This is a genomic window from Orlajensenia leifsoniae, assembly GCF_004570845.1.
In the GTDB taxonomy this organism is placed as follows: Bacteria; Actinomycetota; Actinomycetes; order Actinomycetales; family Microbacteriaceae; genus Orlajensenia; species Orlajensenia leifsoniae.
Genome location: NZ_SPQZ01000001.1, coordinates 59,458 through 81,948, shown reverse-complemented (window position 1 = coordinate 81,948; position 22,491 = coordinate 59,458). Strand labels below are relative to the sequence as shown.

The following is a 22,491-nucleotide window of genomic DNA, read 5'->3' as shown; positions in this document are numbered from 1 at the left end:
CGTCTCGCGACGCCTTCGGGTCCTGACGGCGGCGCTCGGGACATCCGCTCGCCACTTCTGGTCGCTCGGGCGCGTGGATGCGACCGAAACCGGCGAGTGGAAGCACGTCCAGCGCCAGGGGGCAGCGGAGCCTGGTCAGGCAACCGGCAACCCGACTCAGCGCCCGCTCAGCACCTTCACGATGCGCTGCAGCGACACCGTCTCCGCTGCACGCAGCTCCTGCGCGAACAGGCTGATGCGCAGCTCCTCGATCATCCAGCGCGCCTTCACGAGCGACGGTGTCGCTCGCGCGTCGATGGGGATCGTGCCCCCGGCCTCCTCGTAGCGCGCCGTGGCGTTCTGCACCTCGGTCATCCACACGCGATCGCGCGCCGGGTTCTCGCGGAGCTTCACCACGCGGGCGAGGATGCCGTTGAGGTAGCGCGGCACGTGCCGCAGCCGCTCGAGCCCCGTGGCCGAGACGAAGCCCGGGTACACCAGTCCGCCCACCTGCCCGCGGGCATCCGTCAGCGCCGAGATGACCTGCATGCTCGTCGCCTCCTTCAGCGCCTTGTCGACGGAGCGGGCGGCGGAGAGCGTGCGCGAGACCAGCCCGACGGTCTCGAACATCGACTCCATGATCACGCCGGAGACGCGGTCGCGCACGGCCTCGAACTCCGAGCGCTGGAACAGCATGCCGTCGGGGGCGATGCGATAGAGCACGTCGTCGATGCAGGCCAGCAGGCAGTCGTCGAACAGGGCGGTCGTGCTGCGATAGGGGCTTGCCGCCAGCGCGAGCTTCTCGGTGTTCGTGAGGTGCTGCTGCACATAGCTCGACGGAGACGGAACGGCGAGGGCGAGCAGGCGACGGATGCCGCCCGGCATCGCAGCCGCCTGGTCTTCGGCCGTCGGCAGCAGACGCAGGCTCACCGATGCCCCGTCGTCGACGAGGGCGGGGTAGGCGCGGATCGAGTTGCCTGCGACGCGGGTATCGACATGACGCGGGATCTCATCAAGGTCCCAGGTGGTGATGCCGGTGCGCTCGCTGAAGGCGCCGGTGGGCCGCAGCCGGGTGCCGGTGAGGGCGTCGCGGGCGGCAGCGACCTGGGTCGGGCCACCGGCCCGTTGGCGCGGCTGCTTCTCGGCGAAGGTGCGGGCCACGGCGTCGCGAGCCTTGTCGGCGAGCTGCAGCTGCAGCGCGCGCAGGTCCTTGCCCGAGGCGACGGGCCGGCCGCGGTCGTCGACGATGCTGAAGGTCACGCGCAGGTGGCCGGGGATGCGGTCGAGCTCGACATCGGCGGCCGTGACGGCCGTGTACGTCAGTCGCTGGATGATCGCGGCGACGGCGGCGGTGAACGGCTCGTCGGCCGGCTCATCCGGCAGCTCTGCCGCGATCTTCACAGCCCAGTCGTTCGCCGGGACGACCTGTCGACGGATGGCCTTCGGGAGCGCCTTGATGATGGCGGCGATGAGCTCGGTTCGCAGGCCCGCCACCTGCCAGTCGAAGCCGTTCGGGCTCACCCGGGCGAGCAGGGCCAGCGGGATGACAGCCGTGACGCCGTCGTCGACCGCGCCCGGCTCGAAGCGGTAGCGCAGCGTGAAGCGCTGGTCGTCCTGCCGCCAGCTCGGTGGGTAGGCCGTCTCGTCGACCTCGGGTGCATCCTCTGGGGCCAGAGCCTCCGGCGTCATCGTGAGCAGGTCGGGGGTGTCGTTGCGAGCGCGCCGCCACCATCCCTCGAAGCTCCGCGTCGAATATACGTCGGCGGGTATGCGCTTCTCGTAGAACTCGAAGACGGCCTCGTCATCGAACAGGATGTCGCGGCGACGCGTGCGTTCCTCGAGTTGCTCGAGCTCGGTGCGGAGCTTGCGGTTGGCGCGATCGAAGGCCTGCTTCGAGTCCCACTCGCCCTGCACGAGCGCGTGCCTGATGAAGAGCTCGCGGGCGTAGGGCTGGTCGATGCGGGCGAACTGCACCCGACGCCTCGGGATGATCGGAACTCCGTACAGCGTCACCTTCTCGTAGGCGACGACAGCGCCCTGCGTCTTCTCCCAGTGCGGTTCGCTGTGGCTGCGCTTCAGCAGGTCTCCGGCGAGCGGCTCCGCCCAGGCCGGGTCGATGGCGGCGTTCATGCGGCCGAAGAGGCGACTGGTCTCGACGAGCTCGGCGCTCATGACGGCATCCGGCTGCTTCTTGGCAAGCGATGAACCCGGGAAGATGGCGAAGCGCGCCTGGCGTGCACCGATGTACTCGATGCGCGGGCGGCCGCCGGCGCCCTTGGCCGGCTTCTCGTCCTTGAGTCCGATGTGGGAGAGCAGGCCCGAGAGCAGGGCCTTGTGGATGCCGTCGGCGTCGGGGGAGTCGCCGGCCAGCTCGCGGTCGTTCACCGTGAGGCCGAGCGGCTTCGCGAGCTGGCGCAGCTGGCGGTAGACGTCCTGCCATTCCCGCACGCGCAGGTAGTTGAGGAACTCGCTCTTGCAGAGTCGCCGGAACGCGCTCGACGACAGCTCCTTCTGCTGCTTCTCGATGTGGTTCCACAGGTTCAGCAGGGTGAGGAAGTCGCTCGTCGGGTCGGCGAAGCGGGCATGGAGCTGATCCGCCTGGGGCCGCTTCTCGAGCGGACGCTCCCGCGGATCCTGGATGGTGATGCCGGCCACGATCGCCAGCACCTCGCGGCTCACGGCCTGCGTCTTCGACTCGATGACCATGCGGCCGAAGCGCGGATCGATGGGCAGGCGGGCGAGGTCGCGTCCGATGCGCGTGAGACGCAACGAGGCGCCCTTCTCCACCGCGCCCAGCTCCTTCAGCAGGTCCAGGCCGTCCTTGATGCCGCGCGAGTCCGGCGGCGTGAGGAACGGGAAGTCCTCGATGGATCCGAGTCCGAGCGAGATCATCTGCAGGATGACGGCGGCGAGGTTCGTGCGCAGCACCTCGGGCTCGGTGAACTCGGGGCGACGGGTGAAGTCCTCCTCGGAGTACAGCCTGATGGCGATGCCGTCGCTCGTGCGGCCGGAACGGCCGGAGCGCTGGTTCGCCGACGCCTGCGAGATCGCCTCGATCGGCAGGCGCTGCACCTTCGAGCGCACGCTGTACCGGCTGATGCGCGCAGTTCCGGCATCCACCACGTACCGGATGCCGGGAACCGTGAGCGAGGTCTCCGCCACATTGGTGGCCAACACGATGCGACGTCGAACGCCGGCGGTCTTCGAGGGCTCGAACACACGGTGCTGGTCGGCGGACGAGAGGCGGCCGTACAGGGGCAGGACCTCGGTGACGGATGCCCCACCCTGGTAGTGGCCGCGCACGGCCTCCTCGGCGTCGCGGATCTCGTTCTCGCCCGACAGGAAGACGAGGACGTCGCCCGTCGACTCGCGTGCGAGCTCGTCGAGGGCGTCGATGATGCCCTGCAGGTAGTCCTTGTCGTCGCGGGCGGCTCCGTCGTCGTCCTCGTCATCGCCCTCCGTCTCGGCGACCAGGGGTCGATAGCGGATCTCGACGGGGAAGGTGCGCCCCGACACCTCGATGATCGGGGCGGGTGTGCCGTCGGCATCCGCGAAGTGCTTCGCGAAGCTCGCCGGGTCGATGGTCGCCGAGGTGACGATGACCTTGAGGTCGGGGCGGCGGGGGAGCAGCTGCTTCAGGTAGCCGATGAGGAAGTCGATGTTGAGGCTGCGCTCGTGCGCCTCGTCGATGATGATCGTGTCGTACTTCGACAGCAGCCTGTCGTGGTGCATCTCGTTGAGCAGGATGCCGTCGGTCATCAGCTTCACGCGGGTGTCGGCCGACGAGCGATCGGTGAAGCGCACCTGGTAGCCGACGAGACCACCCAGCTCGTCGCCGAGCTCCTCGGCGATGCGCTCGGCGATCGTGCGAGCCGCGAGGCGCCGTGGCTGAGTGTGGCCGATGTTCTTGCGACCCAGCTCGAGGCAGATCTTCGGCAGCTGCGTCGTCTTGCCCGAACCGGTCGCCCCGGCCACGATCACGACCTGGTTGTCTCGGATGGCGTCGGCGATCTCGCCGCGCATTCGACTGACCGGCAGCTCCGGAGGGTAGGTGATGACCGGGATCGTGGGGGTGGTCGCGGTCTCAGCCATAGCCCTCCATCTTAAGCCGGTGCGGGGGTTCATTCGGCTGCTGCGCGTTTGTTGGCCGCCGGCGCAGCAGTTCCGGTTGGACAGCGCGGTGCATTCCAGTCCTTTCTGCAGCACGGGTGGAGCGGTGCGCTGTTGAGTGTCGACAAAGTCATTGACATCGCAGAGTACTTTGCATTACAAAGTTAGTAGCGCCAGTACGAACCCGATGACGGCGTGACAGGAAAGCGAGTCGATCATGACGAATCACGACACCGGGGGCGCCGCTCCCGCAGACCACGACATCGATCACGACGACGAGCCGCTGGCGCCCGAACAGATGCTGGCACTGCTGAACGACCAGCAGCGCAGCGTGCAGGGGCAGATGGGCGGCTTCGTTCCGATCATCATGCTCACCTGGGGCGTGGCCTGGCTGGTGGGCTTCGGATGCCTCTGGCTCATCGACGGCCTCCAGCCCGAGTTCGGCATCCCGCTCGGCCTCGCCATCGCGGTGTTCTGCGTGCTGATCGCCGTGGCCATCGGCGTCTCGACCTTCCTCGGAGTGCGCTCGAGTCGTGGCATCCGTGCCTCGTCGGGGTCGTCGTTCACGGGAGCCGTGTACGGGATGACCTGGTGGGTCGGCTGCCTCGCGATCGCCGGGTTCGGGGGAGCGCTCGCCGTCAACGGCATGGACCGCGAACTCGCGAACATCTTCTATCCGACGGCCTATGTGCTGTTCTCCGGTGTGATGTTCATCGTCGCCGGCGCGATCTGGCGGGCGGTGCCGTCCGTCGTGCTCGGTGGCTGGACGGTGCTGATCGCCGTCATCGCCCCCTACTTCGGCTACCCGACGCACTACCTGGTGCTGGCGATCGGCGGCGGCATCGGCTTCCTCGGGCTCGGCATCGCGTCGATCATCCACCTGCGCTCGCTCCGGGCCAAGACGTCGGGAACGGCGTCAGCAACCGCATCCGGAGCGCAGTCCCGTGGCTGACCTCGACCCCGTCATCCACGCCCAGGCCCGACTTCGCATCACCGCAGCCCTCGCCACGCGCGAGCCGGGGGAGTCCATCGCCTTCCCACGCCTGCAGGAGCTGCTCGACATGACGGCCGGCAATCTGTCCACACACCTCCGCAAGCTCGAGGATGCTGGCTACATCGACGTCGAGAAGTCGCACAAGGGCCGCACCCCGGTCACGTATCTCTCCCTCAGCAAGACCGGACGCCGCGCCTTCGAGGACTACATGGAGACGCTCAGATCAGTGTTGGGAACCACATCATGACCGCACTCGCCTCACTCACGAACGTCAGCCGTCGCTTCGGTGACCAGCTCGCCCTCGACGACGTCTCGCTCGACATCGAGCCCGGCAGCATCCTCGGGCTGCTCGGCCCGAACGGTGCGGGCAAGACCACGCTCATCTCCCTGCTCGAAGGGCTGCGCTCGCCCTCGAGCGGAACCGTGCGCCTGTTCGGCGGGTCGCCCGGAGACCACCGCAACCGCGTCGCGCTGGGCAGCACCCCGCAGGAGACGGCGCTGCCGGACACCCTGCGCGTCGGTGAGGTCATCGACTTCGTCGGCAGGCACTTCCCCGAACGGATGCCGACAGCCGAGCTCGCGGGGGACTTCGGGCTGACCGAACTCCTGCGTCGCCAGACAGGCTCGCTCTCGGGCGGGCAGAAGCGTCGGCTGAGCGTGGCGCTGGCCTTCGTCGGCAAGCCGCGGCTCGTGCTGCTCGACGAACCGACCACCGGACTCGACGTCGATGCCCGCCGCACTCTGTGGGACGCCCTCCGGCGCCAGCATGAGGCTGGAGCCACTGTCGTCGTCACGAGCCACTACCTCGAGGAGATCGAGGCGCTGGCGCAACGGGTGGTGGTGATGGCCCACGGCCGCGTGATCGCCGATGACGCGTTGCCGGCGGTGCTCGCCCGCGTGGCGCTGCGTCGGGTGCGGCTGGTCTCGCCCGAGGTGGAGCGCATCGCCACCCTCGACGGGGTCGTCAGGCATGAGGCATCCGGAGACGGCACGACGACCTTCTACGCCCAGGATTCCGACAGGCTCATCGTCGAGCTGGTGCGGTCGGGCATCCCGTTCTCCGAGCTCGCCGTGCGCGGGGCCACGCTCGAGGAGGCCTTCCTCACCCTCACCGAAGACGCGCCAGAAGACGCGCCAGAAGACGCGCCCGAAGACGCGTCCGAATCTGAAGGAGCACGATCATGAGCACGGTCCAGCTCACCCTGCTGCACGCGAAGTACAACCTCATCGAGACCGCGCGCATCCCGATCGCTCTCATCGGGTCGCTGGCGTTCCCCTCGCTCGCCCTGCTGTTCTTCGTGGTGCCGCAGCGCACGGTGGCCGACGACCCGGTGTTCGCGACGCAGGCCGTGATCTCGCTGTGCGTGTTCGCCGTGATGTCGAATGCGCTGTTCAGCTTCGGACTGAACATCTCCGAGGCGCGGGAGAAGCCATGGGATCCCTACCTGCGCACCCTGCCGGCGCCCGGGGTCGCGCGAGTGCTGGCGCACGTGTTCTCGACGGGCGCCATGGGACTGGCCGCGATCATCCCGGTGATCGTGATCGGCGGTCTCGCGACGGCGGCCGAGGCGCCGCTCGGCAACGTGCTCGCCGGCTTCGTCGCTCTCGCCGTGTCGGGCCTGCCGTTCATGTTCATCGGCATCTGCATCGGCTACTCGATGCCGTCGAAGGCCGCCATAGCCGTCGTCCAGGTGGTGATGTTCGCGCTCGCCTTCATCGGCGGCCTGTTCCTGCCGCCGTTCCTCTTCGCCGACTGGCTGAACACCATCTCGATGTTCACGCCATCGCGGCAGGCCCGCGAGCTGGTCATCTGGGCGGTGCAGGGCGGCGACCTCGAGCCGTGGGTGTGGCTGGGGGTCCTCGCCTGGACCGTCGTCACCTTCGCGCTGGCGCTGCTGCTGTTCCGACGCGACGAAGGACGCCGGTACCGCTGACGGACGATCCCGACTCGAGGGTCGGCATCCGTCGCCCGCCCTCGGAGAGCGGATGCGATCCGAAACGCGGTTAGCGTTGGAGTCATCATGCCGATGACCCCCGAGCTCCTCGCCCTGCTGCGCCAGCCCAGCCCCTGCTTCCTGTCCACCCTCATGAAGGACGGGTCGCCACAGGTGACCGAGACCTGGGTCGACACCGATGGCGAGAACGTCATCATCAACTCCGTCGTCACCCACCTCAAGGTGCGCAACATCGAACGCGACCCCCGCGTGGCGGTGGCCATCCAGGACCCGGAGAACCCGTTCCGCTACATCCAGGTGCGCGGCCGCGTCACGTCGATGACGACGGAGGGCGGAGTGGAGAGCATCGAGGCGCTCTCGCAGAAGTACACCGGCCGCGCCTACCCCTGGTACGGCGGACGCGACCAGCAGCGCATCATCCTCACGATCGACCCGGAGAAGGTCAGCGGCCAGGGCTAGGGCACCGGCGGGTATTCCCGCTTCCGCGCCCGGCGAACCTGAGTCAACCCCCGGGTGTGTCCGGGGCAACCGTGGTGGGATGGATGACATGACGAACACGGTTCCCAGCATCACCCTCAACGACGGCCACACGATCCCGCAGCTCGGCTTCGGCGTGTTCAAGGTCGACCCGGCCGAGACCGAGCGCATCGTGACCGACGCGCTCGAGGTGGGCTACCGCCACCTCGACACCGCCAAGGTCTACGGCAACGAGGCCGGCGTCGGCAAGGCCATCGCCGACTCCGGCATCGCCCGCGACGAACTCTTCGTCACCACGAAGCTGTGGAACGACGACCAGGGCACGCAGTCGGCGCTCGACGCCTTCGATCGCAGCCTCGAGCAGCTCGGCCTCGATCACGTCGACCTCTACCTCATCCACTGGCCGAGCCCGAAGAAGGACCGCTACGTCGAGAGCTGGAAGGCCCTCGAGCAGATCCAGGCCTCGGGTCGCGCGCGCTCCATCGGCGTCTCGAACTTCCTCGTGCCCCACCTCGAGAAGCTCCTCGCGAACACCGACGTGGTTCCCGCGGTCAACCAGATCGAGCTGCACCCGGCCCACCAGCAGCCGGCCGTCACGGCGTTCGCCCGCGAGCACGGCATCCACATCGAGGCGTGGGGCCCGCTCGGACAGGGCAAGTACCCGCTCTTCGAGGCCGAGGCCGTCACCGGAGCGGCATCCGCCCACGGCAAGACCCCCGCCCAGGTCGTCATTCGCTGGCACCTGCAGACGGGCAACATCGTCTTCCCGAAGTCGAACCGTCGCGAGCGCATGGCCGAGAACTTCGACGTGCTCGATTTCTCGCTGACGGATGCCGAGGTCGCCGCCATCACGGCGCTCGAGCGCGAGGGTCGCGTGAGCGCTCACCCCGACGAGGTCGAGTAGGCGCCCACGGTCAGGCCGGTTCGGCCGGCTCAGCCCGTGAAGCCCACTGGCGACCCTGACAGCGAGAATGTGCCGTCACGGTTCCAGTGGGCTTCCACCTGCCACGGCGCCTGCGTCGGCGGCGGCGTGGAGGTGGCGTTGTCGGCGAGCAGGCTGACGGCTCGCTGGGCGGGCACGACGGCCGTGACGCGCAGACCCTCCTCGATGATCTGCTGCTCTGTGCCGCAGTTCGCCTGATACTTCTCCCCGGTCTTCAGCAGCACGAGGCAGTACAGGTCGCGACTCTTGCGGGCAGCGAAGATGTCGTAGTCGCCGCCGTTCGTCGACGGGTCGTAGATGCGCTGCACATCGATGGCGTCGAACTCCGCGAGGATCTCGGTCGGCAGCGTGCGCACGTCGGGCGGCGTGCGATCGAAGACGGCCAGCACTGCGTGGTCGGTCGGCGGTTCGGCTGCTCCGAAGTACGAGACGGCTCCGGTGCTGCCGATCCTGGTCGGCGGAGTCGACTCGTCGACGACGGTCTGGGCTCCGTAGGCGGCGATGAGCCCGACGGCGACTCCGGCCGCGACGAGGGCGGCGCCGCGCCAGCCGCGTCTCGCGCGCGGCGAGCTCTCGGCGTCGGATGCTGTGTCCTCAGGCGCGTCATCGGAGCCGGCATGCGCCGCCTCGGCGGGAGCGCCGAGCGCGTCCCGAGCAGCGGCGGCGGCTTCGTCGGCGGCCAGGGCCTGCGCCCGGTCGAACTCCCGCAGCGCCCACTCGCTGGGCCGCATCCGCAGGGCTTCTCCGCTGGCCTCGTCGACGAAGGATCGTTCGACCTCGGCCTGCCCGGCGGCGGAGTAGACGCGGGCGAGCAGCGCTGAGCGCTCCTCGAGGCCATCGTCGGCAGCCGGCATGCGGCCAGAGTACGCCGCACGGCCAGCCGTAGGCTGGGAACATGGCGCCCAACCGATTGGCCGACTCCACCTCTCCCTATCTCCTCGCGCACGCCTCCAATCCGGTGGCGTGGTGGCCGTGGGGAGCCGAGGCGTTCGCCGAGGCGAAGCGGCGCGACGTTCCCGTGTTCGTCTCCATCGGCTACGCCACCTGCCACTGGTGTCACGTCATGGCGCGCGAGAGCTTCAGCGACCCCGTCGTGGCCGCCTACCTCGACGAGAACTTCGTGGCCATCAAGGTCGATCGCGAGGAGCATCCCGACGTCGACGCCAGCTACCTGGCCGCCGCGGGCGCCTTCACGAAGGAGCTCGGCTGGCCGCTCAGCGTCTTCACCACCCCCGACGGCCTGGCGTTCTTCGCCGGCACCTACTTCCCGCCGCGGCCGGTGCAGGGCGTGCCCGAGTTCCTGCAGGTTCTGGGTGCCGTGACGGATGCCTGGGCCGACCGACGCGCCGACGTGCTGGGAACGGCCTCGGCCATCGGCGAGGCGCTGGCAGCGGCCGGGGCGGCTTCGGCCGGGCCCCATGACGGCGCCGTCGACCTCCCCGACGCCGCGGCTCTCGACGACGCCGCCGGTCGGCTCATCGCCCACGAGGACCACGTGCACGGCGGCTTCGGCACGGCGCCGAAGTTCCCCGTGGCTCCGGTGCTCGGATTCCTCCTGGAGGGCGGCGGAGAGGGGGGCGCGTCCGCGCTCCGTACTCTCAAGGCGATGGGCGCCTCAGCGCTCCGCGACTCCGTCGAGGGCGGGTTCTTCCGCTACGCCACCCGTCCCGACTGGACCGAACCGCACTACGAGCGCATGCTCTACGACAACGCGCTGCTGCTGGGCGACTACACGACGGCGTGGGCGCAGAGCCCGGATCGCAACCCGTGGGCGGCGACGGTCGCCTCGGAGGTCGCCCGCTTCCTGCTCGAACGGATGCAGCTGCCCGATGGAGGCTTCGCCAGCGCCCAGGACTCCGAGAGCACCATCGACGGCAGACGCTCCGAGGGCGGCTACTACGCCCTCGACCGGGAGGCGCGTACCCATGAGACGCCGCCCGCCCTCGACCGCAAGCTCCTCACGGGCTGGAACGGACTCGCCATCGGTGCGTTGAGCCGCGCCGGTTTCGCCTTGGATCGCGCCGAGTGGATCGCCGCGGCCACCCGCGCCGCCGACCTGCTGCTCGACCGGCACGTGCGCCCCGACCGGCTCGTGCGCTCCTCGCTCGACGGCCGGGCCTCCGACGCCACGGCGACGCTCGAGGACTACGGCATGCTCGCCGGCGGACTGATCGACCTCGCCCTGGCCAGCGGTGTCGCCCGATACGCCGTCGCGGCGCGGGACCTCATCGACGCCGTGACCCCGACCGACGGTGGACTCTTCGCGGTCCCGGGCGGGCCGGACCCGGTGCTCGCCTCCCAGGGCATCGCGCTCGGCGTCGACCCGTCGGAGGGCGCCTACCCGTCGGGCCTCACAGCCACGGCCGATGCCGCGCACAGGCTGTTCCTGCTCACGGCGGACCGGCGCTTCCTCGACGCGGCGCGCACGGCGATCGGGTTCGCGGCTCCCGGCGCCCTCGCCAACCCCCTCGCCGCCGGCGGAGCGCTCGCGTCGATGCGCCGGCTCACGCAACCGATCGTGCAACTCGTGACGGTGGTCCCGGATGCCGCAGACGCACAGGCGGACGCAAGCGCGGACGCACACGCAGGCGGCGACGCCCTCGCGGCCGCCGCGCGTCGGCATCCGGCATCCGTCAGCACCATCGTCACCGATGCCCAGGCGTCGGCCTTCGCCGACGCGGGTTTCGAGCTCCTCGAGTTCCGCACCAGCATCGACGGTGCCGCTGCCGCCTACCTCTGCAGCGATTTCGTCTGCCGCCTTCCGGTGACGGAGCCGTCGGAATTGCAACGACAGCCGTAACAAAACGCACTCTTACGTCGTGTTGCTGGAGTGCTGGCGGCACGCCGGGCACGCGCCTAGCGTCGCTGCCATGCCCATCCTGAATGTCGTCGCCGTCTCCGGAAGCCTGCACGCTCCGTCGAAGACCACAGCCCTCGTGCACGAGATCGTGCGCGTGCTCGAGCGCACGCTCGACGGTGCCGTGGAGGTGCGCACGCGCTTCGTCGAGCTGAGCGTGAGCGGCCCCGCCTTCGCCGGGGCGTTGCGTCGCGATCAGCTCTCCCTCGAGGCCGAGGAGGAACTGCGAGCCATCGAGGCCGCCGACCTGCTGATCGTGGCCAGCCCCGTCTACCGGGCGTCGTTCACCGGGCTGTTCAAGCACCTCTTCGACTTCGTCGGCCAGTACTCGCTCATCGACAAGCCGGTGCTGCTCGCCGCGACCGGTGGAAGCGACCGCCACGCCCTCATCATCGAGCACCAGTTCCGCCCGCTGTTCTCCTTCTTCCAGGCACTCACCCTGCCGATCGGCGTCTATGCGAAGGACGCGGACTTCACCGACTACGTGGTGACCAACCCGGCGCTCGACGAGCGCATCGAGCAGGCCATCAACCGCGGCCTTCCGATCATCCGCACCATCGTCGCGCCCGAAGACGTCTCGGCGTACGTCGGAACCTGGTGATGACGGTGACGGTCGCCGACAGGTCGCTGCTGGGCGTCGTCGGCTCCTCCCTGCGCGTGCCGTTGGTGACGGGTGGCGAGAGCCGCTACGTCAACCTCGACCAGGCAGCGAGCGCCCCGGCCCTCACGGCCGTCGCCGAGCATGTCGCCGAACTGCTGCCGCTCTACGCCAGCGTGCACCGCGGTGCCGGCTACGCGTCGCAGGTCTCGACCAGCGTCTACGAGAGCGCACGCGGCATCGTCGGAGGGTTCGTCAACGCCCGTGAGAACGATGTCGTCGTCTTCACCCGCAACACCACGGAAGCGCTCGGCCTGCTCGCCAGCGCCGTTCCGGGCGAGACCGTGCTGCTCGACATCGAGCACCACGCCAATCTGCTGCCGTGGCAGCGCGGCTCCGGCCGCATCGTGCTCTCCGCCGACACCGTCGCCGAGACCCTCGAGCGCCTCGATGCCGAACTCGCCGCCCGGCCTGCCGCCCTTGTGACGGTCACCGGCGCGAGCAACGTCACCGGCGAGACCCTGCCGTTGCGGGCCATCGCCACGATCGCGCATCGCCGCGGTGCCCGACTCGCCGTCGACGGCGCCCAGCTGGTTCCTCACCGCCGCGTCGACCTGCTGCGCGACGGCATCGACTACCTGGCCTTCTCAGGCCACAAGATCTACGCGCCGTTCGGCGCCGGCGTGCTCGTCGGCCGCAAGGACTGGCTCGACGTCGCTCCGCCGCTGCTGCAGGGCGGGGGAGCGGTGGCCGAGGTCACCCTGCACGGTGCCACGTGGCATCCGGCCCCCGCGCGGCACGAGGCGGGCTCGCCGAACGTCGTCGGCGTCGCAGCGCTGGCCCGCGCCGTCAGCGAGATCGGACGGCTCGATGCCGACGCCTGGGCCGACCACGACCGCGCACTCCGCACCCGTCTCATCACCGGACTCGAGGCGCTGCCCGGCGTGCACCCCCACCGCATCTTCAGCGACAGCGCCGACGCCGTGGGCGTGGTGTCGTTCTCGATCGATGGTACGGATGCGCGCCTCGTGGCCGCCTACCTGTCGGCGGAGCACGGCATCGGCGTGCGCGACGGGCGCTTCTGCGCGCATCCGCTGCTCGCCAAGCTCGGCATCGACGGGCCGGCACTGCGCGCGAGCTTCGGCGTCGGATCGACGGAGGCCGACGTCGACGCCCTGCTCGGAGCGCTCACGCTGTTCCTCACCAGCGGCCCGGCCTGGCGGTACGAATTCGTCGGCGGCCAGTGGGCACCGGTGGACGACCCCCGTCCCCGGCCCGACTGGGCGCCGGTCCTCGGCGGATCCGCCGTTCGATTCGGGTGCGCCGCCTGATGACCACCCCGGCCAGGGAGCACATCATCATCGGAGCGATGGTGAGAGCCCTCGGCGCCTACCCGTCGGGCTGGCGCATCCCCGGTGCGCACGCCGACCCGCGCACCGATACGGCGGTGCTCCGCCGCACGGCGAAGCTGGCTGAAGCCGCCCACCTCGACTACCTCTTCTTCGGCGACTGGCTGGCGACGGGCAGCGACCTCGAGGTGCGGGATCCGTACCTGCTGGCGCGCATCGACCCGCTCTCGGCGATCACCTACCTCGCCGGCATCACGCGGCGCATCGGCCTGATCGCCACGGCGAACACCACCTACAGCGATCCGTACACGCTGGCTCGGGCCACGGCATCCGTCGACGCCCTGAGTTCCGGTCGTGCCGGCCTCAACCTCGTGACCGGAGCCGAGCCGCGGGCGGCAGGCAACCACGGCCGCGACGCGCACTGGGGCAACGAGCACCGCTACGACCAGGCGACGGAGTTCATCGAGGCGCTGCGCCTGCTCTGGGACAGCTGGGAGGACGACGCCTTCGTGCACGATCGCGCGACAGGCCGGCTCATCGACCCGACGCGGCTGCACAGCGCCGACTACAACGGCGAGCACGTGCGCGTGGCCGGTGCCCTGAACGTGGTGCGACCGGTGCAGGGCCACCTGCCGATCGTGCACGCCGGCACGGCGCTGCGCTCGCGCCAACTCGCTGCCGCGACGGCGGATGTCGCCCTCGTCGCCGTGCCGACCCTCGCCGAGGGCGTGCAGTTGAGCAGTGAGTTGCGCCGTCAGACCGTGGCGGCCGGCCGCGCGGCCGACGAGCTCCGCATCATCTCGCCGGTGCTCCCCGTCGTCGCCAGCACGCAGGAGGAGGCGTGGGCGATCTTCGACCAGCTGCTCGCCCTGGTTCCGCTCGACGACGGCTCGGCCCTCTCCCTCTCACCGGACTTCCCGGCGGGCCGCGGCATCCGTGCCCTGTCGCAGGCCGTCGGCGTCGCTCTCGGTCCGCAGGCTCTCGACGCCGTCGTGACCCGCCGGCTCGCCGAGAGGTTCAGCGACCTGGGTCAGCACCTCATCGAGCTGGTGGCCGTGCGCACGGGCCGCCGCATCGGCGACAGCGAGAGGCCGATCACGCTGCGCCACCTGCTGGCGACGCACCTGGTGCCGAGCGCGGCCATCGTCGGCGACGCAGGCACCGTCGCCGATCACCTGCAGGAGTGGTTCGAGGCCGGCGCCGTCGACGGCTTCAACGTGCTCACGGCCTTCCACGGCGATCAGTTCGAGGCGTTCACGACGCTCGTGATCCCGGAACTCCAGCGCCGCGGGCTGTTCCGGGAGGCGTACGCAGGTCGCACCCTGCGCGAGCACCTCGGCCTCGAGCGGCCGGCGAACCTGCACGCGGCGGCGCGCGAGGCACGCGCCGCACAGGCCGAGCTGCGTCGCGCCTGAGCTGCGTTAGCCCCTGAGCTGCGTTGCGGCTGAGCTGCGTCGCGGCGGAGCTAGGCCGCGTGCGGCAGACGGGCGAGCACGCCCCAGACGGCCGTGGAGAGCTCCGGATGCTCGAGGGCGATGGAGCGCAGCAGCTTGTACTCGAAGGCTTCGGCCGCACCGCGCGGCGACGCCGGGTGGTGGGCGCGGGCGCGCTCACTGGTGAGACGGGCGTCGGCCAGGCGCTCGGCGCGGATGGTCGCCACGACCTGCTCGTCGACCGAGGGCAGGTCGGGAAGGAAGTCCCACGGGTCCTCGCCCTGACGGCACTTGATCTCGATGACGGCCGACAGCTCGTCGCGTGCCTCGTTGCGCAACTGCTCCAGCAGCAACGGTTCCAGCGGTGCTTCCCACATCTGAATATCCCTCCCCTTGCTCACACAGTACGCACGCCGTGTGACACGCACGTTAACGGGATTTCGTCGTGTGTCGGCCGGTCGGATTGGGGCGATCGGGGTCACCCGGGTTCGGTGCAGCGGGTGGTGCTCAGGATCGTGACATGGGGAACCCCCGTGTCGGCCGTCGCGACGACGCTGACGATGATGGTCTGGGGAGTGACCAGCCGCACCTGGGCGTCGGCCTGCTGGGTGAGCTGTTCGAAGTCCGACGCCCAGCCCTCGCGCCCGCGGAAGGTCTCCTCGAGGTCGAGCATCCACTGCCGCCTGTCGAAGTCGGCCGGCACCGTGATCACGTGTCGCAGACGCACCTTCCGAGCGCCACTGCGTACGCAGTCGACGGTCTCGCTCTCGTCGAGGGTGTCGACGACGGATGCCGCAGGCACCATGTCATGGATCTCATCGACCACGGCCATGACCTCGGCCTTCACGCCGGCGAGGGTGGTGGGGGTGTCGGGGCGCGTGTTCATGACCACGATCCACACCACGAGCACCAGTGCCCCGGTGAGGACCGCGGCGACGATCGTGATGATCGTGTTCCTGGAGCGTCGCCCGCTCGCCATGGGCAGCATCGTACTCCGGCACCGGGGCCCTGCGTGCCGCGACCGTAGGATCGATCATCATGAGCTCCGATGCGCGTCCCCTCCTCGATCGCCTTCCGGAGTCGACGGATGCCGACGTGATCTTCGAGGCGTTCGAGGGATGGGTGGCCGACACCGGCCTCAGCCTCTACCCCGCCCAGGAGGAGGCGCTCATCGAGATCGTCTCGGGAGCGAACCTCATCCTCTCGACTCCGACGGGAACCGGGAAGTCGCTCGTGGCGGTCGGTGCCCACTTCGCGGCGATGGCCTCGGGCAGGCGCTCCTTCTACACGGCCCCGATCAAGGCTCTGGTGAGTGAGAAGTTCTTCGCCCTCGTCGACACCTTCGGCGCGGAGAACGTGGGCATGATGACCGGCGACTCGGCCGTGAACCCCGACGCGCCCATCATCTGCTGCACCGCCGAGATCCTCGCGAACCAGGCACTGCGGCACGGCAGCGACACCGAGGCCGACGTCGTCATCATGGACGAGTTCCACTTCTACGCCGACCAGGACCGTGGCTGGGCCTGGCAGGTGCCGCTGCTGCTGCTCTCCCGTGCCCAGTTCGTGCTGATGTCGGCCACGCTCGGCGACACGACCGAGATCGCCGACGACCTCACCCGGCGCACCGACCGCGACACGGCATCCGTCACCGGAGTGGAACGCCCGGTGCCGCTCAGCTACTACTACGAGACCACGCCGGTGCACGAGACCATCGACGACCTGCTGCAGACGAACCGCGCGCCGGTGTACATCGTGCACTTCTCGCAGGCCTCGGCGCTGGAGCGGGCGCAGGCGCTCGCGAGCGCGAAGATCGCCAGCCGGGAGCAGCGCGACGAGATCGCCGAGCTCATCGCCGAGTTCCGCTTCACCACGGCGTTCGGCAAGACCCTGTCACGGCTCATCCGCATGGGCATCGGCGTGCATCACGCCGGCATGCTGCCCAAGTACCGCCGACTCGTCGAGACCCTCGCCCAGCGCGGCATGCTGCGCGTCATCTGCGGCACGGACACCCTCGGGGTCGGCATCAACGTGCCCATCCGCACGGTGCTGCTCACGGCTCTCACGAAGTACGACGGCCAACGGATGCGGCAGCTTAGCGCCCGCGAGTTCCACCAGATCGCGGGGCGGGCCGGCCGCGCCGGCTACGACACCACCGGCACCGTGGTGGCGCAGGCACCGGAGCACGAGTCCGAGAACCTCAAGGCCATCGAGAAGGCCGGCGACGACCCGAAGAAGAAGCGCAAGATCATCCGCAAGAAGGCGCCCGACGGCTTCGTGTCGTGGGGCGAGCCGTCGTTCCGCAAGCTCATCGACGCCGAGCCCGAGGCCCTGCGCTCCCACATGCAGATCACCAGCGCGATGCTGATCAACGTGATCGCCCGCGGGGGAGACGTGTACGCGAACGTGCACACTCTGGTATTCGACAACCACGAGCCGTGGAAACGCCAGCTCGAACTGGCCCGGCGCGCGCTCGGCATCTACCGCACGCTGCGGGCATCCGGGATCGTCACGCAGGATGGCGACGTCATCCGCCTCGCCGTCGATCTCGAGCCCAACTTCGCGCTCAACCAGCCACTGTCGCCGTTCGCTCTGGAGGCGTTCGAACTCATCGAGCCCGAGTCGCCGAGCTACGCGCTCGACATCATCTCGGTGCTGGAGTCGACGCTCGACGACCCGCGCGCGATCCTCTCGCAGCAGCAGTTCGTCGCGCGCGGCGAGGCCGTCGCCGCCATGAAGTCCGAGGGCATCGAGTACGAGGAGCGCATGGAGCTGCTCGAGGGCATCACGCATCCGCAGCCCCTCGCCGAGCTCCTCGACGCCGCCTACGAGACCTACGCCGCCGTGCAGCCGTGGGTGCGCGACTTCGCGCTCAGCCCCAAGTCGGTCGTGCGCGACATGTACGAGCGGGCGATGTCGTTCGGCGAGTTCATCGCGTTCTACAAGCTGGCGCGCTCCGAGGGGGTCGTGCTGCGCTACCTCTCCGACGCCTACCGCACCGCGCGGCAGACCATTCCCCTCGACCTGCGCACCGAAGACCTGACCGACCTCATCGAGTGGCTCGGCGAGCTGGTGCGCCAGGTCGACTCGAGCCTGCTCGACGAGTGGAACGAACTGGCGCACCCGGATGCCGCTGCCCACCACGCGCTCGAGACGGCCGTCGTGCCGCCGGCGCCCAGCCGCCTCACCACGAACATCCGCGCCTTCCGCGTGCTGGTGCGCAACGAGCTGTTCCGTCGGGTGCAGCTGGCGGCCCGCGAGGACTATCCGGCGCTCGAGGAACTCGACGCCGCGCACGGCTTCGATGCCGCGGCCTGGACGCAGGCCCTCGACGGCTACTTCACCGAGTACGACGCGATCGGCATCGGTCCCGACGCCCGCAGCTCGGCGCTGCTCGTGCTCGACGAGAGCACCCGAGTGTGGACGGCCCGCCAGATCTTCTACGACCCCGACGGCGACCACGACTGGGCTATCGAGGCGACGGTCGACCTCGACGCCTCCGACGACGCCGGCGAGGCCGTCATCAGGGTCACCAGGGTCGGCCCGGCCTAGCCCGGCCCGCCGCGGCTCCGCTCGCCGAGGCCCGGACGCAGAGGCAGTGACGAACCCGTCGCCCACCCCCGCTCGCAGAGGCAGCGACGAAGTCGCCGCCGAAGCGGAGGGCTATCGCGCTGACCTACCCGCTCGCAGAGGCAGCGACGAAGTCGCCGCCGAAGTGGAGGGCTATCCCGCTGACCTTCCCGCTCGCAGAGGCAGCGACGAAGTCGCCGCCGAAGTGGAGGGCAATCGCGCTGACCTCCCGCTCGCAGAGGCAGCGACGGAGTCGCCGCCGAAGCGGAGGGACCTGCGCCGACTCGAGGGCTTCGCCGCAGCCGCTGCGCGTCTGTGGCTCTGCCGGCGGGTTTGCGAGCCGGCGCGCCCACTCCCGCTCGCAGAGGCAGCGACGGAGTCGCCGCCGAAGTGGAGGGCTATCGCGCTGACCTACCCGCTCGCAGAGGCAGCGACGAAGTCGCCGCCGAAGCGGAGGGGCCGGCGCCGACTCGAGGGCTTCAGCGGGCCAATGACACGCGTCCCCCTCAGAATGACATGTCATCCGTGACGCGTACCCCGCGGCCGGTGCTGATGAGGTAGCGCTTGCGCGCGTGGCTCCACCCGTGGATGGTCTTCTCCCGTCCGTAGGCCTCATCCATCCGCTCGTACTCCTCGAAGTACAGGAGTTTCACCGGCATCCGTCGAGACGTGTAGACCGCGCCGATACCGGCGTAGTGCTCGTTCATGCGTTTGCGCAGATTCCACGTACTTCCCGTATAGAACGTGGTGTCGGCGCACTCGAGGATGTACATGAACGGCATCGGATCAGGATCGTCGATCGAACACGGCGCATGTGCAGGCAGCGTGCATGGTGAGGACGACGGCGGGGAGTGCTGCACCGTGGAGGAGAGCAGCTCCCTTCGCTTCGGGGCGCTCGCTACGCTCCCGTCCCTCAGCGAGCGGGACTGTGGAACTCGCCCTGCGGCCGGATCTGAGGTACCCGCACGCCCGATCTAGGGCATCCGCCCGATCCTCGCGAGGGTGCTCAGCGAGCACGCTGGATCCATCGAATCCAGGAGGCACATGATGCAGTTCGCAGCTCAGTACATGGCAGAGACGCTCCACCGCCACGAGTCGACCTCGGCAACCCAGTGGCTCGAACGGCGACGCCGGGCGGAGGACGACGCGACGGAATCCGACGACGATACCGGGCCCGTTCGCCGCCACCCGGCCTGGGCGCAGTTGTTCGGCCACGGGAAGGGGCAGCCGGCGCGCCTGGCCCACAGATGACGTCCTTCTCCCGACTGACGGATGTCGGCGGTCCGTGGCACGATCGAATGGTGCCGGCGTCGATGTCGAGCCCGCAGATGGTCGGGCGTGAAGGTGATCTCGAGCGGCTTCGGGGGCTCCTCGAGGCCGTGGCCGACGGCGTGCCCCGCACCGCCGTGATCGGCGGCGAGGCCGGCATCGGCAAGACCCGCCTGCTGGCAGAGTTCACCGCATCGGTTCCGCCCGAGGTTCTCGTCCTCCGCGGCCAGTCCGTCGATCTGGGCACTGTCGCGGCGCCGTACGCGCCCGTCAAAGACGTGCTGCGCAGTCTCATCGCCGAGGTCGGCGCCGAGGCCGTCATGAATGCGGCCGGCCCCGGTCGCCCCGCACTGACAGCTCTGCTCCCCGAGCTCGCGCAGGGCGACACCGATGCCGGATCGTCGGCGCAACTGCACGAGGCCGTGGCCGTCGTCCTCGAGAGGTTCTCCCACGACCGCTCGGTCGTCGCCGTCGTGGAAGACCTGCACTGGATCGACGCGGCGAGTCTCACCCTGCTGCGCTTCCTCATCAGGGCCGTGCGGCGCGGTCGACTTCTGCTCGTGCTCACCTACCGCAGCGACGACGTGACCCGCGGCCATCCCGTGCGGGGTTTCCTCACCGAACTCGACCGCGGGCGGGCCGTCGACCGGTGGGAGCTCGCCCGTCTCACCAAGGCGCAGGTGCGTCGTCAGGTGAAGGCGATCCTCGGCGGCGTCCCCGATCCCGACCTTCTCGCCCGCACCGCTGCCCGCAGCGAGGGAGTCCCCTTCTTCGTCGAGGAGCTCCTCGGCCTCGACACCTGCCCGACCGACGACGGGCTGCCCGACACCTTGCGCGACCTGCTGTTGGCCCGCTACGAGCGCCTCGAACCGGGCACCCAGGCCGTTCTCCGTCTGCTCGCGGCGGGCGGTGTGCGCGTGCCGCACGAGCTGATCGCCGCCGTGCACAGCGGCGCGGCCGAAGACCTCGACGCCGCCATCCGCGAGGCGGTCTTCGCGAGTGTGCTCGTGGCCGGTGACGACGACTACGCCTTCCGGCACGCCCTCGTGCGCGAGGCGATCCATGCAGAACTGCTCCCGGGGGAGCGCGGGCGCTTCCACGCGGCCTATGCGGAGGCTCTCGAGCGCACCGCTGGTTCCCGCCGCGTCGCGGCCGAGATCTCCTACCACTGGATGGCGGCCCACGTTCCGGAGAAGGCGTTCCCGGCCACGCTCGCCGCCAGGGAGGAGGCGCGTGCGGCCTTCGCCTACGCCACCGCCGGGCAGATGGGCGAGCGCGCCCTCGAGCTCTGGGACCAGGTCGCGGAACCCGAGCGGGTCGCCGGCATGAATCGCCTCGAACTCCTCGGCCGCACATCCTCGCATCTACGCAACGCCGGTGAGAACGAACGCTCGCTCGCCCTCATCGATCTCGCCCTGGCCGACGGCAGCCCCGACCGGCCGCTGCAGTACGCGCGTGCCCTGCGCGACAAGGCGTACTACCTCGGCAATGCCGGTCGAACCGGCACGGTCCCGCTTCTCGAGCAGGCGGTCGCGCTCGTCCCGCCCGGCAGCCCCGGTGAGCTGCGTGCCACCATGCTCACGGCACTCGCTGGGCGCCTGATGATCGAGGGACGCGCGCAGGAGGCCATCGCGATGGCGACGGATGCCTCGACCGAGGCCGCCGCAGCGGGCTCCGACCGCTACTCCTCGGTCGCCCACAACATCGCGGGCGTGAGCATGGTGCACAACGGCGACGTCGAGGGCGGCCTCGCCGAGCTGGAGCGGGCGCGCGTCCTCGGCGACGGCGATCGCGTGGCCGGGCTCCGCTACAGGGTCAACATCTCCGACGTGCACTACCTGCTCGGCCGGTACCGGTCGGCTGTGCAGCTCGCCGAGAGCGGCCTGGCGCGGGCCCGCGAGCTCGGTGTCGAGCGCATCTCAGGTGTCATCCTCGCCTCCAACGCGGTCGACCCCTACTACGCGTTGGGGGAGTGGGATCGCGCCGACGCCCTGATCGAGCGCGGGCTCTCGCTCGATCCGCCCTTCGCCTTCAGGGTGTACCTGCAGAGGGCACGCATGTGGGGAATGCTCTGGCGCGGAGACGTGTCCGGTGCCGCCGTCATGTTCCGATCGCTGGCCCCGTCCATCGCCTCGCTCGTCGAGGCCGAGATGCAGACCCGACTGGGCATCGCCAGGCTCGCGGCCGAGATCGCGATCGCCGAGGGCGACGACGAGCGTGCGTGGGAGGAGGCGAGCGTCGTGTTCCGTGCGGAGCACCGCAGTCTTCCCGGTTACGACCTGCCGCTCCTCGCCGTCGCCGCTCGAGCACTCGCCGGCATTCGTCGCTCCAACCCGGAAGCGGCATCATCGATCGACATCGACGCTGCGGCGAGCGACGTGCGCGGTGCCTCGGCCGACCTTGCGGGGTGGCCCACGGCCCCGGTCTGGACCGCGTTCGTCGAAGCCGAGCTGGGCGGCTCGGCGGGCACGGGGCTCGATCCCGTCCTGTGGCGCCGGGCGCGCACGGCTGCGGCGGGTGGTCCGGTGCATCTCGGCCCGTACGCCTCCCTCCGATTGGCCGAGGCGCAGATCGCCGCCGGCGACAGGGTCGGTGCGCACGAGAGCCTCCAGGCGGCCGTCGCCGACGCGGACAGCATCGGCATCGGACTCGTCGGCGACCAGGCTCGTGCGGTGGCACGGCGGGCACGGGTGAACGCAGAGCCCCCGTCCCAGCCTGTCTCCGATCCGGCACCGGATGCCGCCGCCGAGCCGCTCACGCCGCGCGAGCAGCAGGTGCTGGAGCTCGTCGCCCGTGGCCTCAGCAACCGCGAGATCGGCACCGAGCTCTTCATCAGCGGCAAGACGGCGAGCGTGCACGTCTCGGCGATCCTGCGCAAGCTCGGCGCGTCGACGCGCACCGAGGCCGTGTTCCTCGCCGGCGCCGCCACCCGCTGACGGAGCGCCTCGATCTCTCGCTTA

At 69.9% G+C, this 22,491-nt stretch carries 17 protein-coding genes; 12 read left to right on the top strand and 5 right to left on the bottom strand.

The window, feature by feature from the left end; genetic code table 11:
* Positions 1-156 precede the first annotated feature (156 nt).
* Positions 157-4,071, bottom strand: coding sequence for an ATP-dependent RNA helicase HrpA (hrpA, locus tag E4M00_RS00395; protein WP_135118602.1), 3,915 nt, complete (start codon positions 4,069-4,071; stop codon positions 157-159).
* A gap of 235 nt (positions 4,072-4,306) precedes the next feature.
* Here hrpA and E4M00_RS00390 point away from each other — a divergent pair, with 235 nt between their 5' ends.
* The 6 genes from E4M00_RS00390 (at position 4,307) to E4M00_RS00365 (ending at position 8,419) form a co-directional block, all read left to right on the top strand.
* Positions 4,307-5,041, top strand: a complete 735-nt coding sequence (locus E4M00_RS00390; protein ID WP_135118601.1) for a hypothetical protein — start codon at positions 4,307-4,309, stop codon at positions 5,039-5,041.
* On the top strand, positions 5,034-5,330 hold the full coding sequence (locus tag E4M00_RS00385) for a transcriptional regulator (RefSeq protein ID WP_056166689.1): 297 nt from the start codon (positions 5,034-5,036) through the stop codon (positions 5,328-5,330). Before E4M00_RS00390 ends, E4M00_RS00385 begins: the two co-directional genes overlap by 8 nt.
* A complete protein-coding gene (locus tag E4M00_RS00380; RefSeq protein WP_135118600.1) occupies positions 5,327-6,268 on the top strand; it encodes an ABC transporter ATP-binding protein in 942 nt (313 codons plus the stop codon). The genes E4M00_RS00385 and E4M00_RS00380 overlap by 4 nt, the downstream gene beginning before the upstream one ends.
* The gene (locus E4M00_RS00375) at positions 6,265-7,017 is read left to right on the top strand and encodes an ABC transporter permease (protein WP_135118599.1); all 753 of its coding nucleotides are present in this window, start codon (positions 6,265-6,267) and stop codon (positions 7,015-7,017) included. Before E4M00_RS00380 ends, E4M00_RS00375 begins: the two co-directional genes overlap by 4 nt.
* Before the next feature lie 87 nt (positions 7,018-7,104).
* A complete protein-coding gene (locus tag E4M00_RS00370; RefSeq protein WP_135118598.1) occupies positions 7,105-7,497 on the top strand; it encodes a PPOX class F420-dependent oxidoreductase in 393 nt (130 codons plus the stop codon).
* An 88-nt stretch (positions 7,498-7,585) separates the two neighbouring features.
* Positions 7,586-8,419: an aldo/keto reductase gene (locus tag E4M00_RS00365; RefSeq protein WP_240036741.1), complete on the top strand. Its 834-nt coding sequence runs from the start codon at positions 7,586-7,588 to the stop codon at positions 8,417-8,419.
* Between the two features lie 29 nt (positions 8,420-8,448).
* Here the strand turns inward: E4M00_RS00365 and E4M00_RS00360 are convergent, their stop codons facing one another.
* Positions 8,449-9,312, bottom strand: coding sequence for a hypothetical protein (locus tag E4M00_RS00360; RefSeq protein WP_135118596.1), 864 nt, complete (start codon positions 9,310-9,312; stop codon positions 8,449-8,451).
* A 41-nt stretch (positions 9,313-9,353) separates the two neighbouring features.
* Between E4M00_RS00360 and E4M00_RS00355 the strand changes: the two genes are divergently transcribed.
* From E4M00_RS00355 to E4M00_RS00340, 4 genes are all read left to right on the top strand, one after another.
* The gene (locus tag E4M00_RS00355) at positions 9,354-11,258 is read left to right on the top strand and encodes a thioredoxin domain-containing protein (protein ID WP_135118595.1); all 1,905 of its coding nucleotides are present in this window, start codon (positions 9,354-9,356) and stop codon (positions 11,256-11,258) included.
* 70 nt (positions 11,259-11,328) lie between these two features.
* Positions 11,329-11,916, top strand: a complete 588-nt coding sequence (gene msuE, locus E4M00_RS00350) for an FMN reductase (protein ID WP_056166711.1) — start codon at positions 11,329-11,331, stop codon at positions 11,914-11,916.
* Positions 11,916-13,244 carry an aminotransferase class V-fold PLP-dependent enzyme gene (locus tag E4M00_RS00345; RefSeq protein ID WP_135118594.1) on the top strand — a complete coding sequence of 443 codons (1,329 nt, stop codon included), beginning with the start codon at positions 11,916-11,918 and terminating at the stop codon, positions 13,242-13,244. Before msuE ends, E4M00_RS00345 begins: the two co-directional genes overlap by 1 nt.
* Entirely contained in the window at positions 13,244-14,677 is a 1,434-nt protein-coding gene (locus tag E4M00_RS00340) for an NtaA/DmoA family FMN-dependent monooxygenase (protein ID WP_135118593.1), read from the top strand. The genes E4M00_RS00345 and E4M00_RS00340 overlap by 1 nt, the downstream gene beginning before the upstream one ends.
* 50 nt (positions 14,678-14,727) lie before the next feature.
* Here the strand turns inward: E4M00_RS00340 and E4M00_RS00335 are convergent, their stop codons facing one another.
* Together E4M00_RS00335 and E4M00_RS00330 are read right to left on the bottom strand one after the other, a co-directional pair.
* Positions 14,728-15,072, bottom strand: coding sequence for a hypothetical protein (locus E4M00_RS00335; RefSeq protein ID WP_135118592.1), 345 nt, complete (start codon positions 15,070-15,072; stop codon positions 14,728-14,730).
* Positions 15,073-15,173: 101 nt separating this feature from the next.
* Positions 15,174-15,674: a hypothetical protein gene (locus E4M00_RS00330; RefSeq protein WP_135118591.1), complete on the bottom strand. Its 501-nt coding sequence runs from the start codon at positions 15,672-15,674 to the stop codon at positions 15,174-15,176.
* A gap of 59 nt (positions 15,675-15,733) precedes the next feature.
* On the opposite strand from E4M00_RS00330, the gene E4M00_RS00325 reads away from it, so the two are divergent.
* A complete protein-coding gene (locus tag E4M00_RS00325; RefSeq protein WP_135118590.1) occupies positions 15,734-18,244 on the top strand; it encodes a DEAD/DEAH box helicase in 2,511 nt (836 codons plus the stop codon).
* A gap of 524 nt (positions 18,245-18,768) precedes the next feature.
* Here E4M00_RS00325 and E4M00_RS00320 read toward each other — a convergent pair.
* Entirely contained in the window at positions 18,769-19,044 is a 276-nt protein-coding gene (locus E4M00_RS00320) for a GIY-YIG nuclease family protein (RefSeq protein ID WP_135118589.1), read from the bottom strand.
* Between the two features lie 465 nt (positions 19,045-19,509).
* Between E4M00_RS00320 and E4M00_RS00315 the strand changes: the two genes are divergently transcribed.
* The gene (locus tag E4M00_RS00315) at positions 19,510-22,467 is read left to right on the top strand and encodes a helix-turn-helix transcriptional regulator (RefSeq protein ID WP_240036739.1); all 2,958 of its coding nucleotides are present in this window, start codon (positions 19,510-19,512) and stop codon (positions 22,465-22,467) included.
* Positions 22,468-22,491 lie beyond the last annotated feature (24 nt).

What these genes read in the sequence shown, in the direction of transcription:
- E4M00_RS00315 (WP_240036739.1), top strand. Translation starts at nt 19,510, where the DNA reads ATGACGTCCTTCTCCCGACTGACGGATGTCGGCGGTCCGTGGCACGAT.
- E4M00_RS00335 (WP_135118592.1), bottom strand. Translation starts at nt 15,072, where the DNA reads ATGTGGGAAGCACCGCTGGAACCGTTGCTGCTGGAGCAGTTGCGCAAC.
- E4M00_RS00360 (WP_135118596.1), bottom strand. Translation starts at nt 9,312, where the DNA reads ATGCCGGCTGCCGACGATGGCCTCGAGGAGCGCTCAGCGCTGCTCGCC.
- E4M00_RS00325 (WP_135118590.1), top strand. Translation starts at nt 15,734, where the DNA reads ATGAGCTCCGATGCGCGTCCCCTCCTCGATCGCCTTCCGGAGTCGACG.
- E4M00_RS00345 (WP_135118594.1), top strand. Translation starts at nt 11,916, where the DNA reads ATGACGGTGACGGTCGCCGACAGGTCGCTGCTGGGCGTCGTCGGCTCC.
- E4M00_RS00370 (WP_135118598.1), top strand. Translation starts at nt 7,105, where the DNA reads ATGCCGATGACCCCCGAGCTCCTCGCCCTGCTGCGCCAGCCCAGCCCC.
- msuE (WP_056166711.1), top strand. Translation starts at nt 11,329, where the DNA reads ATGCCCATCCTGAATGTCGTCGCCGTCTCCGGAAGCCTGCACGCTCCG.
- E4M00_RS00330 (WP_135118591.1), bottom strand. Translation starts at nt 15,674, where the DNA reads ATGGCGAGCGGGCGACGCTCCAGGAACACGATCATCACGATCGTCGCC.
- E4M00_RS00320 (WP_135118589.1), bottom strand. Translation starts at nt 19,044, where the DNA reads ATGCCGTTCATGTACATCCTCGAGTGCGCCGACACCACGTTCTATACG.
- E4M00_RS00390 (WP_135118601.1), top strand. Translation starts at nt 4,307, where the DNA reads ATGACGAATCACGACACCGGGGGCGCCGCTCCCGCAGACCACGACATC.
- E4M00_RS00375 (WP_135118599.1), top strand. Translation starts at nt 6,265, where the DNA reads ATGAGCACGGTCCAGCTCACCCTGCTGCACGCGAAGTACAACCTCATC.
- E4M00_RS00380 (WP_135118600.1), top strand. Translation starts at nt 5,327, where the DNA reads ATGACCGCACTCGCCTCACTCACGAACGTCAGCCGTCGCTTCGGTGAC.
- E4M00_RS00355 (WP_135118595.1), top strand. Translation starts at nt 9,354, where the DNA reads ATGGCGCCCAACCGATTGGCCGACTCCACCTCTCCCTATCTCCTCGCG.
- E4M00_RS00340 (WP_135118593.1), top strand. Translation starts at nt 13,244, where the DNA reads ATGACCACCCCGGCCAGGGAGCACATCATCATCGGAGCGATGGTGAGA.
- E4M00_RS00365 (WP_240036741.1), top strand. Translation starts at nt 7,586, where the DNA reads ATGACGAACACGGTTCCCAGCATCACCCTCAACGACGGCCACACGATC.
- hrpA (WP_135118602.1), bottom strand. Translation starts at nt 4,071, where the DNA reads ATGGCTGAGACCGCGACCACCCCCACGATCCCGGTCATCACCTACCCT.